The organism is Enterococcus gilvus ATCC BAA-350, from assembly GCF_000407545.1.
Lineage (GTDB): Bacteria > Bacillota > Bacilli > Lactobacillales > Enterococcaceae > Enterococcus_A > Enterococcus_A gilvus.
This window is the reverse complement of record NZ_ASWH01000001.1, coordinates 200,968-215,815: the sequence shown is the minus strand read 5'-3', so window position 1 is coordinate 215,815 and position 14,848 is coordinate 200,968. Positions and strand designations below refer to the sequence as shown.

General features: G+C 43.3%; 11 protein-coding genes and 1 riboswitch. Of the genes, 3 read left to right on the top strand and 8 right to left on the bottom strand.

The annotated features are described in order from the left end of the window. Positions 1–294: 294 nt before the first annotated feature. A riboswitch (Lysine riboswitch) is annotated at positions 295–468 on the top strand. 124 nt (positions 469–592) lie between these two features. Then, positions 593–2,191: an ABC transporter permease subunit gene (locus I592_RS01035; RefSeq protein ID WP_010782082.1), complete on the top strand. Its 1,599-nt coding sequence runs from the start codon at positions 593–595 to the stop codon at positions 2,189–2,191. A gap of 127 nt (positions 2,192–2,318) precedes the next feature. Then, positions 2,319–3,062 (top strand): amino acid ABC transporter ATP-binding protein, encoded by a 744-nt coding sequence (locus I592_RS01030; protein WP_010782083.1) that lies wholly within the window; start codon positions 2,319–2,321, stop codon positions 3,060–3,062. Between the two features lie 56 nt (positions 3,063–3,118). Here the strand turns inward: I592_RS01030 and I592_RS01025 are convergent, their stop codons facing one another. Continuing rightward, a complete protein-coding gene (locus I592_RS01025; RefSeq protein ID WP_010782084.1) occupies positions 3,119–3,727 on the bottom strand; it encodes a TMEM175 family protein in 609 nt (202 codons plus the stop codon). Between the two features lie 170 nt (positions 3,728–3,897). Here I592_RS01025 and I592_RS01020 point away from each other — a divergent pair, with 170 nt between their 5' ends. Beyond that, positions 3,898–5,400, top strand: a complete 1,503-nt coding sequence (locus I592_RS01020; protein ID WP_010782085.1) for a helix-turn-helix domain-containing protein — start codon at positions 3,898–3,900, stop codon at positions 5,398–5,400. Positions 5,401–6,268: 868 nt separating this feature from the next. Here I592_RS01020 and I592_RS01015 read toward each other — a convergent pair. From I592_RS01015 to I592_RS00985, 7 genes are all read right to left on the bottom strand, one after another. Then, a complete protein-coding gene (locus I592_RS01015) occupies positions 6,269–6,988 on the bottom strand; it encodes an ABC transporter ATP-binding protein (protein WP_010782086.1) in 720 nt (239 codons plus the stop codon). A 4-nt stretch (positions 6,989–6,992) separates the two neighbouring features. Continuing rightward, positions 6,993–9,419: a hypothetical protein gene (locus tag I592_RS01010; RefSeq protein ID WP_010782087.1), complete on the bottom strand. Its 2,427-nt coding sequence runs from the start codon at positions 9,417–9,419 to the stop codon at positions 6,993–6,995. 169 nt (positions 9,420–9,588) lie between these two features. Next, positions 9,589–10,560, bottom strand: a complete 972-nt coding sequence (locus I592_RS01005; protein WP_010782088.1) for a ribose-phosphate diphosphokinase — start codon at positions 10,558–10,560, stop codon at positions 9,589–9,591. Positions 10,561–10,657: 97 nt separating this feature from the next. Continuing rightward, positions 10,658–12,025: a bifunctional UDP-N-acetylglucosamine diphosphorylase/glucosamine-1-phosphate N-acetyltransferase GlmU gene (glmU, locus tag I592_RS01000; RefSeq protein WP_010782089.1), complete on the bottom strand. Its 1,368-nt coding sequence runs from the start codon at positions 12,023–12,025 to the stop codon at positions 10,658–10,660. Positions 12,026–12,258: 233 nt separating this feature from the next. Then, complete coding sequence (purR, locus tag I592_RS00995) at positions 12,259–13,077, bottom strand: pur operon repressor (RefSeq protein ID WP_010782090.1); 819 nt, start codon at positions 13,075–13,077, stop codon at positions 12,259–12,261. Between the two features lie 239 nt (positions 13,078–13,316). Then, the gene (locus I592_RS00990; protein WP_010782091.1) at positions 13,317–14,147 is read right to left on the bottom strand and encodes a metal ABC transporter permease; all 831 of its coding nucleotides are present in this window, start codon (positions 14,145–14,147) and stop codon (positions 13,317–13,319) included. Continuing rightward, on the bottom strand, positions 14,120–14,800 hold the full coding sequence (locus I592_RS00985; RefSeq protein WP_010782092.1) for a metal ABC transporter ATP-binding protein: 681 nt from the start codon (positions 14,798–14,800) through the stop codon (positions 14,120–14,122). The genes I592_RS00990 and I592_RS00985 overlap by 28 nt, the downstream gene beginning before the upstream one ends. Between the last annotated feature and the right edge of the window lie 48 nt (positions 14,801–14,848).

Below are 14,848 nucleotides of genomic sequence, written 5' to 3'. Positions count from 1 at the left end.
AAGAATCAGTATAGTATAAATAGCGCGTAAAATAAAAAGTCTCACTTCTTTTATAGAAGAAAGGAAGAATTCTTCGTATCATCGAAGAGTTTTTTGCTCCTTTGAAATAAAAAGACTGAAATTTCTTAAAGGATGTATTTTCGTATTCTTTTTTTGTCTTTTTAAACAATCAAAACGTTTTAGATTAAAAATTTCAAACAATTTTTTTGTTCGTTTCAAAGGATTCCCATTGACTTTTTCATTTATAGGCTTTAGACTGTGAAACATAATAACTGAATACGAGATGCCTCAGAACAATGAGGTAGAGGTCGCGAACCTTATTAACCCTATGGAGTGCAGAGACACGTGGAAATAGGTCTAGGAAGTTTCGCCGAAATGTACAAAATTCTCTTTGTTTTGTATGTTGGGACGCAAGCAAATAACTTGCGGACTGTCTTAGCAGTGATGCTAAGTTGCGCTATGTTTTTGTGAGAGGGAACACCATCTTCTTATTATCTGCAAGCGGCCTTATACACAAATCGGCGGCTTTTTTTGTTGTAGATTTTCAAAGACAGCCCTACCCAATCTCGTGAGTTCAAGAAAGGGAGAAACTATGAATAGAAGAAAATTTTCAGTTATCGCACTTATCGCATTATTCATTTCTTTTTTAGGAGCACCGTTGATTACACACGCGGATGACAAAACACCTGAAGGAGAGTTACGGGTCGGCATGGAAGCCGGCTATGCACCGTTCAACTGGACGCAAAAGGATGATCGGAATGGCGCCGTTCAGATCCAAGGAGATCGAGCCTACGCTGGCGGTTACGATGTCCAAATGGCGAAAAAAATTGCGGACAAAATGAACCGTAAGCTGGTCGTCGTCAAAACCGAATGGGACGGCTTATTGCCCGCCCTTCAATCTGGCAAGATCGACGCGATCATCGCCGGGATGTCTCCAACAGCGGAACGCCGGAAGGAAGTCGACTTTTCCGATCCTTATTACGAATCACAATTGGTTATCGTTACACGGAAAGATACAAAATATGCCAAAGCGACAAACATCAAAGATTTTGCGGGGGCAAAAATCACCGCACAGTTAAGTACATTCCATTATGACGTTATTCCTCAGATCCCTGACGTGAACAAACAGGAAGCCATGGACAATTTCCCAGCAATGCGTGTTGCTTTGGAATCGGGAACCATCGATGGCTACGTCAGTGAACGACCAGAAGGCGTGACGGCGGAAAGTGTCAATCCTGACCTTAAAATGGTGGAATTTGACAAAGCAAACGGGTTCCAAACCAACCCTGAAGATGTTCAGGTGTCGGTCGGCATGCGTAAAGGCGACGCTAATATGGCCCAGGTCAATCAGATCTTGTCCGGCATCTCTCAAGACGAACGGGTGAAGGTCATGGACCAAGCCATCAAAGATCAGCCAGCGACGGATGAAACGCAAAACGCTTCTGGGAAAAAAGAAAATGTCTTCGTTCGTATCTTGAAACAAAACGGTTCGATGTTCTTACGAGGAACAGGAATGACCTTACTGCTTGCTATTGTGGGAACAACGGTTGGGACTTTGATCGGTTTATTGATCGGTGTCTTTCGGACGATCCCTGAATCAGATAATTCTGCAAAACGCGGTCTGCAAAAAGTGTTTGGCTGGTTATTGAATGCCTACATTGAAATTTTCCGCGGCACACCGATGATCGTACAATCTGCCGTTATCTATTACGGGATCGCGATGGCTTTCGGGATCGACTTGAATCGAACGGCTGCTGCATTGTTTATTGTTTCTATTAATACGGGGGCCTATATGTCTGAGATCGTCCGCGGCGGGATCTTCGCAGTCGATAAAGGACAGTTCGAAGCGGCTCATGCGATCGGGATGACCCATGGTCAAACGATGCGTAAAGTGGTCTTGCCGCAAGTGTTACGAAACATTCTGCCAGCAACGGGGAATGAATTGGTTATCAATATTAAAGATACCTCTGTATTGAGTATCATCTCTGTTTCTGAATTGTTCTTCCAAGGGAAATCCGCGGCTGGAACGAACTATATGTTCTTCCAAACGTATTTCATCATCTGTGTGATCTACTTTGTCTTGACCTTCACTGCCACTCGTCTCTTACGTGTCGTTGAGAAGAAAATGGACGGCCCTTCAGCCTATGTTCGTATTGAAGAGGTTGATGTAGCTGTCGGAGAAGATAAATAATTCCAGATAGATTAAGGAGGCCCGATAGACCATTTTGCTTCTCGCTTTAGCAGAATGGTATACGGCATGAACATCGAACGAATTTTAAAAAAAATGCGTTCAGCAATAAGAATAAGGAGGAGCAGACATGAGCAGTATTATTGAAATCGAACATTTGAAGAAAAGCTTCGGCGATAACCTCGTCTTAAAAGATATCAGTATGAACGTCAACAAAGGAGAAGTGGTAACGATCATCGGTGCCTCTGGTTCCGGTAAATCTACCTTTCTACGTTGCATCAACTTACTAGAAACACCAACAGACGGCAAAATCTTATACCAAGGGGACAATGTTCTAGCCCCTGGTTACAATCTGCCGAAATATCGGACGCATTTGGGAATGGTTTTCCAATCCTTTAACCTTTTCAACAATATGAACGTGCTGCAAAATTGCATGAGCGGTCAGGTGACCGTCTTAGGACGAAAAGAAGAGGAAGCCAAAAAAGTGGCGTTGGAAAACTTGGAGAAAGTGGGGATGGCTCGTTTCGTTGATGCGAAGCCGGCACAGCTTTCTGGGGGTCAGAAACAGCGGGTCGCAATTGCCCGTGCCCTTTCAATGAACCCGGAAGTGATGTTGTTTGACGAACCGACCTCCGCGCTAGATCCTGAAATGGTCGGCGATGTCCTGCATATTATGAAGAAATTGGCAGAGAGCGGCTTGACGATGGTCATCGTAACCCATGAAATGGCCTTCGCAAAAGAAGTGTCGGATCGTGTTATCTTCATGGACCAAGGCGTTATTGCTGAACAAGGAACTCCTGAAGACATCTTTGTCCATCCGAAAGAAGCACGGACCAAAGAATTCTTACACCGTGTGTTGCATCCAGAACCGTAAAAAGCCTTTTGGGTTGGTGCAAAACCAACAAATACACGTAAAAATCGCGACAGAAGTTACGCACTTCTGCCGCGATTTTTTTTGCCGAAAACTTTGTGGTAATATTCGTCTGCTTTCCGATATGAAACGATCCAAATCCCTGAAACTAGAAAACGTCCAAAGATCCCGATCGGCGGATAAACAAACACGCCTGCCAAAACTGCTAAATTGATCAGCATAGATAATCTGCTGCGGCGATCCCGTGTCAAAACTTTCGCAACATGACTCTCTGGGTCATTGGCGGTAATGACTTTTTTTGATAACACCCCGTAAGAAAAACTCCACATCGTGTAGACCATGACATAAGAAACCTCTGGCCAAAATTCTCCAGGATTGCGTCCTACCCAGCTCGTGACGGCCGGACATAACGTTAGCCAAAATAACCAAAAAATATTTGCCCAGATAACCTTATAATTGATCTTTTCCGCCATCTGCATCATGCGATGATGGTTCACCCAGATGACTGCCACGAAAATAAAACTCACCGTATAGGCGAACAATGTGTTTGTTATGCTCAGCAGTGAAGCGAGTGTTGGCGCGTCTGGTATCTGAATATCCAACACGAGGACTGTCAAAACGATCGCAACCACGCCATCCGTAAATGCTTCTAAACGCGACTTTGTCATTTTTTCACCTTCTTTCTTAGAATAGCATGAAAAATGATTTTCCCTATATAATTTTACTCACTTTTTACCGGTTAATAACTGACAGGTTTATGTAAATAAAGTACAATATAAAAGAAATATGCTTAAAAAAATTCAGATTAATCGCCTAATTTAATAAAGGAGGAAAACAGATGTTATATGAGGAACTTATGTTTGATGCGTCGCTCCTCTTACGTTTTAATATTTTTAAATATTTAAATCAGTCCACCAAGCAAGTGTTAGCAATCAGTCAATTGTCAGAAGATTTAGATTTAAACTACCAGCAAAGTGTGATTGAATTAAATGAAATAGATCAAGAATTAGCGGAGATTCGGCCCAACCATGAAACGATCATGATGCGCGCCGGCAAAGTGAATTTAGAAAACTTAAATGCTACGATCGATGAGTATCGTTACCACTTGTTGCAACAGGCCGTCCCATTCCAGTTCATCTTATACTTCTTGAATGAAGAAAATCCAACAATTGAACAATTTTGTGAAAAATATTTTGTGAGCCGCTCCACCGTTTCCCGGAAGATCGACAAACTTAAAAAACACTTGAAACGCTTCAATATTCGCTTTACATACACAGAAGCCGGCATGTCCGGTGATGAACGCTTGATTCGTTTAGCGTTATTCGACCTTTTATGGCTTGGAACTCGCGGAATTGAATGCCCGTTAGATGTCGACCAGCATCAATTGGCGAAGATCATGGATACGTACAAGGACTATTTCCCTCTGTCACGCACTTATTTCGGCAATCAGGAGATCAAGCTATTCACCAGCATCAACATGATCCGTGTCAGCAATAAAAAGTTCGTCAAATACGATCCTCGCTATAATTTCTTGATGAAGGACAATCCTTACTATGATTTTACGTCCTTACGGGAATTAGTAGATGTTCCCATGACGACCCGTCAATTGAAAGGTGAATCCAGTTTTATTTATTTCTTGGCGCACTACTCACCCTTCTATACGATTCGAGACGATCAAAGCATGAAACAGACGATCCATGACTTCGATGCTCGTCCAAATCCGGTCAATGATTTTGTTATGGAGTTCTGTACCTTTGCCAAAAAGGCATTGTTCCCAGATCGTCCGGAAATTATGGATGACCCTTTGGTTGTGGCAAATATGCTGAACATCACGTTCGGCTACTTTATTTTCCGTCAGCCGTTTCCTAGCATTATTGAATTGGTGCTGGACCCAGAAGCGAAGCAAACACGAGGCGAATACATTTTATTCCAAAACATCCAAAATTTCATGCAATTAGCTAAAGAGAATCCTTCTTACAGCTTTATCAGTTCGATCCATCCAATGATCACACGTGCCTTCAAGCGCTTATTATTGCCTTACTTTAATCAGTTTCCTTATGCGCATAATTTAAAAGTAGGGATCGCGTTAGAGCACAATGCAATTTTCGTTCGCGACTTGTACCGTTTCTTGGAAGATCTGCGCTTCATTGATGCCGAGCCTTACGACGTGTCCTTGAAAGACGATTATGATCTGATCATCAGTTCTTCTTCCTTGTTGAAAAAGGAAAAACCAAATATTCAATTGTACCAACTGGATTTCCCTTATACTAAGAATGAACTTGTCCCGCTTTATTTAGAGCTGCGAAATATTTACGACAAAAAGAACCGAGTATACGAATAAGCTCGTGCCATTCTCAAGCCGAAAAGGAGCGCTTTCTAGGAAGCCCACCTCCTTTTCGGCTTTTTTTGTCTTTTGAAGTGAGTGCTCCCTGCTAAAAAGCCTTCTTGTTTCAAAAGAAAAAGTAAGTACACTCTTGTTTATACTAGTTAGAAAGATTTATTTTCGCTAAAATTAATTGTTTCTCTAGTCTTTTATCACATTTTATTCATAACTACTTGCTAATATATAAGCATACCAACAAACAACCCTAACACTTTTTCATTTTTTAACTCCTTTGCTCATCGGCCACCCACCGATGAGCTCTTTTTTTATAAAAATAAGATTAAAAATACTTGTCAAGTTAATTAATAACCATATTCTTTATAAAATTTTTAATTTTCAAACAATCCCCGTTCACACTTTTTTCACATCTCCTTGCTATTATATAAGTATACCAACAAACAACCCTAACACTTTTTCATTTTTTAACTCCTTTGCTCATCGGCCACCCACCGATGAGCTCCTTTTTTTATAATAAGAAAAAAACAAATATTTTTAGACCTACTTTTTTTGATTTTCTGCCAATCTTCATTCACAAATAATTCACAACTAGTTGCTATTATATAAGCATACCAACAAACAACCCTAACACTTTTTCATTTTTTAACTCCTTTGCTCATCGGCCACCCACCGATGAGCTCTTTTTTTGTCTCTAGAATATGGCGGTGATTTCATGCGTTTCATTCGCATTTTCTCTGCTGGTTGGGGCTCAAAAAGCGTAGGATTGTCGCCAATATTAGCCATAACGGACCCGGTCCAATCCTTATTTTTAGACGCAGCAAAAAAGAAGTCTCCGATTGAACGGACACTTCTTTTCTTTATATTCCTATTAAACTTCTAACATTTTCTCCGATATTTGTGTTTCAGACCCCACACCATTTACCAGACGGTCATAAATTTTTCCATCCTTCAAAAAAAGCACCTCTTTAGCCGCCTGCGCGACTTTACTGTCGTGGGTGATCATGACGATCGTGATGCCTAGTTCTTGATTGATTCGTTTAAAAATATTAATGACTTCTGCTCCGGCATTGCTGTCTAAATTTCCTGTTGGTTCATCGGCTAAAATAATTTGCGGTTCATTTATCAGTGCTCTGCAAATCGCCGCTAGCTGCTTTTCTCCAACAGATAATTCCTGCGGCAGCTTGTCCAAGAGCTGCTCGATCCGCAACAGTTGAAAAAATGGCGCCATTCGTTCTTCTGCTTTCGTGATGTCCTGTTTATCCAAAATCGCTGGCAAAAGAATATTTTCCTTTACACTGATACTCTCCATCAAGTTAAACTCCTGAAACACAAAACCGATTTTTCTCCTGCGAATATCCGAGAGCTCATCTGGAAAAAGCGACTGCGTCCATCTGGATTCGAAGGCAACTTCTCCTCTGGTCGGAGGATGCATTAGGCCTATTATTTTCAGTAAGGTCGTCTTCCCGCACCCGGAGCGCCCCATGATACACAGGAAATCCCCAGGAAGAATCGTCAGATCAATCCCTCTTAATACGTTCTGCTGCCCATAATTCTTCTTGATTGCTACCGCTTCAATGATCGGTTCCATCTAGTTACCTCCACTTTTCAATTCGACGATAAAGAAAGACCGCCGTCAACGCCCAACAAAACAAATACAGACTATAGTCTATTAGAAAAAGACGGGTAAATTGCTGCCATTCATCTATCGCAAAGAAACGCAGCGTGCCCATGATCCAAATAAAGCCCAAACTGATTACTAACCCGACAAGTATGGGGACGAGCAGGAAAAGTCCAACTTGCTCTTTTATTAGTTTCCGCTGTTCCTTCTGACGCATCCCTAATTGATCCAACAATCGCCTGCGCGCAAGCAGATCGTCGTGATCACTTTCAAATTTTGCTGCAAGTATCCCGACACTGATGAACAGGCAAACGAACAAGGTAAACAACAACAATAAAACATGCAACTGATTTTCAGTGACTACGTTTCGTTTTCGTTGAACCTTCTCATACACAGGTTCGATCGCTGCGTCCCAACGTTTATCCTCCGCGTACTGCTGATTCAAAAAATGCAGCGACGTGCCGACGGCTTGATCCCCAGTGATCAAAAATAACTGGCGAGGAGTCTCCATTTTAGCGAATTCCGCAAATTCCTCATCGGCGAACACAAGAATATTTTCTTGCAAGCCCCGTTGAAACATCCCGGTTAATAGCAGACGCTCCTGACTCTTGATTTGGCGCATTGGAAAAATCTGATCGACATTGGCAGTATTGTAGCTTTCTAAAGGCGTCCCGATTCGCAAACGCGGACGGGCGCTTTGAGGGTCCCAGTCAATCGGTTGTCCACGAATACTGATTGCCTGCTGATAAACGACATGCCACTGCCCCTTTTTTAATCCCAAAGGATGCTGCCCCAAGTGATTCATCTGACGAAGCTGTTGATAGGTTGCTTCTGAAATCCCGATATGCTGTCCTTGAATGAACATCACTGGTCGTGAAGTCCCGAAAAATTCCCACTCAGGATCGCCATCCACAGATGTGACCGGCACATAGGGATACGTTGTCCACTGCGCGTGTTCCTGTTTCAACGCTCGTTCTACCTTTTTTACTTCCGGCTGTTTGACTTTTGCGACGACGTCATAGGGAAATAAAGAAGCCACCGTGGTCAATTGAAGGGTGATCAAACGCGGCAAAAAGAAGCCCACTATCAACAACTGCAAAAGTGTGGTTAGCACAAAAACATGGAGGCTCCTGCGGAAACGATAGAAAAGATCGTTTCGAGAGAGCAGAAACACTCGTTTCTTACACTTACGTTTGACGTATGCGCCCCCTGCACTGTAAAACAGCAGAAATAGTGCGACCGTCAGAGGCCCGATCACTAGCAACGTCTCCGCTGATTTTCGACGATGAAACCACCAAAAAGTCACTGCTAAAAAAAGCAGACCAAGCGTCAGGAATACGGGTAACCAACGTCCGCTAGGTTGATCGGGGCCTCGCCGCTCTCGTGGTTGAAACTGGATCAGCCGTAAAATCTTTTCTTGATGCACAGCCATCGCAACTATCCACAGCCCTGTGGATAACAACACGGCCCAACCAAAGCCTTCCCCGCCCCGAGTTATCAACAAGCTGACGATACTCCCCAATCCGATTCCCAGTAATCCACAAAGACCAAACTCCTCCAGCAGCAGAAGAAGAAATGTCTTTTTCCGAATCCCCAGTTGGATCAGCAGCTCCATATGCTTCGCCTTAAAATCAATAAATAAACCGTCCATAAAACTCAAAAACAAGAACAGCAACAGGAGTAAGACCCCACCGGATTCAATCATGATCCGAAGAAGGCCCGTTCGATCAAAGAGAGTCTCCATGCTGTGTCCGCTGCTAAATTCGTGATACGTGAAAAAAAGCAGGCGCACTACGAAAAACACTAGCGCATTCGATAAAACCAACAGCAGATAGTCCTTATAGTAAAAGCGGATATTTTTACGAATAATCTGATGCACCACCGGTGGGTAGCTTCCCGGAAAAGCCAGCCGCCGCTTCCGTTCTTTCAAATAGGCTTTTTCAACTTTTTGCGCTTCTGCATACTTTCGGTCCCGTTCAACTTTGTCCTCAAGGTACCGATTCAGTAGAAATTCCAACGCACACAAAATCAAAAAAAGGACCAACCACATACTGCTGGCATAAAATTGAATAAAAATAAAATAGAAAAACATCGTAAAGTACAACCAAGCTGCTTTTGCTGATTGCACGAAGGAAACGTGGCGGTGACGAGTAATCAGCAGTGCGTCGAGTCCGTATAGAAGAACTAAGACCAAAAAGAAACCAGATCCTACTAAAAGACCGACTCCTGCGGGAAAAGCGGTTTGCCAAAAGTGCAGAAAATGACCACTCAACAAACTGCGAACCCAGACTTCGATCACGCTATACCGTTGACCTGTTCCGCCAATAAGTTTAAAAAATAAAGCAATGATGACTACACCGTAGCCAACGACCATAGAAATACGATCCATCCACTTTTGCATATGTGCCTCCGTCCTCTCTGCTACGTCCTTCTACTTACTATCATATCAGAAGAACACTCAGGTGAAAGCGCTTGTCCAAATTTCTTACAAGTGATAAAAAAAAGACACCCGGCAATTGAACGCACAAAAAAACTAGATACCCTTTTATAGAGTATCTAGTTCAACAACTTTATTTTTTATGTGTTTCAAACAATGGGCTAACTGGTTTGTTTTCGTGGATACGTTTGATTGCATCCCCCATCAATACACCCACACTGATTTCATCGATCTTGTCGATTTTACGTTCTTCAGATAAGTAGATCGAATCAGTTACGACTAAATGCTCGATCGCTGAATCTTGGATACGCTGCATTGCCGGACCAGATAAAACAGGGTGTGTACATGACGCATACACTTGTTTAGCTCCCGCTTCTTTCAGCGCATTCGCTGCAAGTGTGATCGTCCCTGCGGTATCGATCATATCATCGATGATGACACACGTTTTGCCATCGACTTTCCCGATAATATTCATGACTTCAGCGACGTTTGCTTTCGGACGACGTTTGTCGATGATCGCGATCGGCGCCTTCAAGAACTCTGCTAATTTACGTGCGCGTGTTACCCCGCCATGGTCAGGTGAAACAACCACGACATCATCGCCGTAGATTCCTTTTTCTAAAAAGTAATCCGCGATCAATGGTGCACCCATTAAGTGATCCACAGGAATATCAAAGAATCCTTGGATTTGAGACGCATGCAGATCTAGCGTCAACAGACGTGTTGCGCCAGCTTTTTCGATCATGTTGGCTACAAGTTTGGCAGTAATTGGTTCCCGTGCACGTGCTTTACGATCCTGACGGGCATAACCATAATAAGGCATTACGACGTTGATTGTTTTTGCACTCGCCCGTTTCAAGGCATCGATCATAATCAACAATTCCATCAAGTTATCATTTACCGGACTACTTGTTGACTGAACGACATAGACATGACAGCCACGAATACTTTCTTCAATGTTTACTTGAATCTCACCATCGCTAAATTGGGTAACGGAACTTTTTCCGAGTTCAACACCAACTTCTTCAGCGATTTTCTCAGCTAGGGGACGATTTGAATTCAAAGCAAAAATTTTCAATCTTGGATCAAAATAATGTTTCGACATGGGGACCTCCACTTTCTTTTTAAACGTACGCTACCGATTATATACCATTTCAAATAAAATACTAGTCATTTCCTTTTAAGAAATCAAGAGATTTTCCTTAAAATGGCAGATGATTTGCATACCCTTCTTTGTTCACTTGACGTGCACGGGCGATGGCCATGTCACCTTCAGCGATATCATTCGTGATCGTTGAACCGGCCGCGGTCGCACTGTTGTCAGCGATCGTGACAGGCGCGATGATATTGGTACCTGAACCGATGAAGACATGGTCGCCGACATGGGTATGGTGTTTATTTTTGCCGTCATAGTTGACAAAAACAACGCCGCAGCCCACATTGATATCTTTTCCGAGTGTCGCGTCGCCTACGTACGTCAAATGACCGACCTTCGTATTTTCACCGATCGTTGCTTTTTTGATCTCCACATAATTCCCGATATGGGCATTTTCCCCAATATCCGCTTGTGGCCGTAAGTGAGCATTTGGACCTACATCTGCATTTTTTCGCACGATGCATTCTTCTAAAACAGATGCTTTGATCTCAACATTGTCTTCAACCGTGCTATCAACGATTTTTGAATGTGCACCGATGACACAGTCTGAACCGATCACTGTGTTTCCTTGAATCTGCACGCCGGGTTCGATGATCGTATCAGAACCGATCTCGATTCCTGCATCAATGTACGTCGTTGCCGGATCAATAAACGTTACGCCATTGACCATATGTTGACGGTTGATGCGGCGGCGCATACTTTCATTAGCATTGGCTAATGCAATGCGGTCGTTTACCCCTAAAGACTCCTCGAAGTCTTCCGTTTGGTAAGCGGCCACTGTTTGATCTTCGTTTTTTAAGATCTCAACGATATCCGTCAGGTAATATTCTCCCTGTGCATTGTTCGTTCCGATTTTTTCCAGTGCCGCAAACAGTTGTTCATTGTCAAAACAGTAGGTTCCTGTATTGATTTCTTGCGTCCGCGCTTCTTCTGGAGTGGCATCTTTTTGTTCAACGATTTTCTCTACAATGCCGACATGGTCACGTAAAATACGGCCATAGCCGGTCGGATCGTCGGCATGAGCGGTCAGGATCGTCGCACTGGCCTTCTTGCCTTGGTGATAGTCAAACAAATTGTTTAAGGTTTGGGTCGTAAGCAGCGGCGTATCGCCACTGATGACCAAGGTTGTACCTTTTTTTCCTTTTAAGAATTCGGCTGCTTGCATCACAGCATGGCCGGTTCCTAATTGTTCCGCCTGCAGCGCGTATTCACTGCGGTCGCCTAATTGTTCCTTGACCATTTCCGCACCGTGTCCCACGATGGTCACGATCTCTGTTGGTTGGGTCTCTACCACCCGCTCGATAATATGTTCAACCATTGGTTTTCCTGCAACAGGATGCAGGACTTTGTATAATTTTGATTTCATGCGAGTTCCTTTACCCGCTGCTAAAATAATCGCGTAACGATTTTCCAAAAGAAGTCACTCCTTATTCGTTTAAACTGTTTTTTATATTTTGGGAAGTTTCTAACGAGACAGACCGTGCAACAACAAACAAAAACACGTTTTCCTTCCATTTGCGGTCTTTCGTCGATCCGTCATTTTCCGCGCTTCTACCATTTTACTAGCCAGACGCAAAAAAGGCTAGCCCGTTAGACTCCATCCATTAAAAAATAAAGGGAGTCCACTCAGCATAGCACTTCTATATTTTAGTTATCGAAGCAATTTCCCGGTACGACCGTAATGGTTTTCGTACTCGTATCGACATCTTGGACGAACAACAATGAATTGTAATCATCGATGGCGCGTTCACCTTTGAACTTCGATTCTGCAAAAACGGTAATACCCACAAGCTCCGCTTCAAATTCTTCGATCAGGCTCTTCATTCCGTTAACGGTCCCGCCGCCCTTCATGAAGTCATCCACGATCAAAACTTTTGATCCGCGTTTCAAGCTGCGTTTTGACAGTTCCATTTTCTCGATTCGCTCTGAAGAACCTGAAACATAATTCACACTGACGGTTGAACCTTCCGTAATCTTTGAGTCACGGCGAACGATGACAAATGGCGCGTTCAAGTAGTAGGAAACAGCCTGCGCGATCGGTACCCCTTTTGTGGCAACCGTCATGACGGCATCCACATTTTTGTCTAAATATTGCGCTGCGATGATCCGTCCTACTTTGCGAAGCAAGTCAGGCTGCCCCAGCATATCGGACAAATAAACATAGCCGCCAGGTAATAAACGGTCTTCTTCTGACAGACGTTCCGCCAAAGATTCGATATATTCTTGTGCTTCTTCGTCTGTGATACTTGGCGTGAAGACAACACCGCCCGCAGCACCAGGGATCGTTTCTAAAAAGCCGGTTCCTCGTTCTTTGAATGTTTTCTTTACGATGGCTAAATCTTCACTGATCGATGATTTGGCCGAACCATATCTAGCTGCAAAAAATGTTAGTGGAATCAAGTCATGGGGATGATCCAACAAATATTGTGTCATGTCGATTAATCGTTCACTTCGACGTACTTTCACGTAATTCACTCCTATTTCAATTTAATGTCCTATTTTTCAACCGGAAAATAATACTTGATTTTGAGCGTCTATCTGTTCATAGAAAACGAATAGCACGCATTTGATCGTCTTTTCTGATTTATCGTTTCTCATTATAAGGGTTTAGCGAATAAAATTCGAGCATTTTCTTGTTTTAAAGTCGAAAAGTTCGGAATTTATTAATTATTGCGCAAAAAAAGAGGAAAAGCTTTCGCTTTCCTCTACTTTTGAACCTGTCTACGTTGAATCATGATTCGGAATTGGCGAATCCCGTTAACGATTAGGAACAATAAGATGAAGCCCAGTGTAATCGTTGCGCCCGGCGGTGTGTCTAAATAGTACGAACCCGTCAATCCGCCGATCATTCCTATAAAGCCGACGAAGACACTGACGAAAATCACGATATTAAAGCTTTTGCCGACGCGCATCCCGATCGCGGCTGGCAGCACCATGATCGCCGAGATCAGCAGCGCCCCTGCGATAGGGATCATTATGGCAATGGCTACGCCTGTGACCACATTAAAGATCATGGACATCATGCGGACAGGCAACCCATCCACTGCGGCGATGTCTTCGTCGAAGGTCAACACGTACATCGGACGTTTGAATAATAGGAACAAAATACCTACCAACACAAATAAAATCCCTAAAAAGACGACTTGCTGCCAAGTGATCGTAACGATCGAACCAAACAGATACGACTGTATGCTGACTGCCGAACTCCCCGGAGCCAGACTCATCAATACTAAGGCTACTGCCAAACCAGCCGCCATTAAAATCGCAATCGATATTTCCGAATAGGAGCTGTACATATTTTGCAAATACTCCATGATGATCGCTGCGACGACTACGACTAACAAGGTCGTCCCGGTCGGGTTCAAATTCAAGAAGAACCCTAAGGCGACACCTGCCAACGAAACATGAGACAGGGTATCTGCCATCAGTGATTGGCGGCGAATGACTAGGAAGACACCCAGCATTGGGGCAATTCCTGCAATAAAGATCGCGGCTAGAAAAGCCCGTCTCATGAACTCATATGAAAGCAACGCCATTTTGAATTCTCCTTTCGCACCAATCGAATATGACGATCCATGTATTTTTTTGTATCTTCATGATCGTGGGTGATCATAAGAATGCTTTTGCCATGCGCGTGGGCGCTGTGGCGCAGCAATTCATAAAAAGCATTGCGCGATTTCTCATCCATTCCCGTAGTCGGTTCATCCAAAATCAGCAAATCGGGATTTTTAGCGAACAAACGCGCCAAGCTGATGCGCTGTTTTTGCCCACCAGACAATTCTCCGACTTTTTTGTGGCGCATATTCCACATATCGACGGATTCTAGTGCCTTTTGCACATGCTCGTGATCTCGAGGAGAGAGTTTTTTAAACCATTTTCCTTGCGGATAACGCCCGGATTCTACTAATTCCAAAACAGTGCTGGGAAATCCTGCGTTGAAGGAAGCGACCTGTTGCGGAATATAGCCGATACTCAATTTTTTCCCTTGGGAATTTTTTTTCGCAATGGTTACTTTTCCACTGCTGGGTTTTAACAACCCCAATGTCGCTTTGATCAATGTCGATTTTGCGGCACCATTTTCTCCAGTTAAAATGACAAACTCACCGGGGTCTACATGGTAAGAAACGTTTTCCAATACCGGTTCGTTGTCATAATAAAATGAAAGATCTTCTACCTGGATATACGACATTTTTTTCGCCCCTTTTTCCTATAAATGACTCGCTTTTCCAAAAAAACG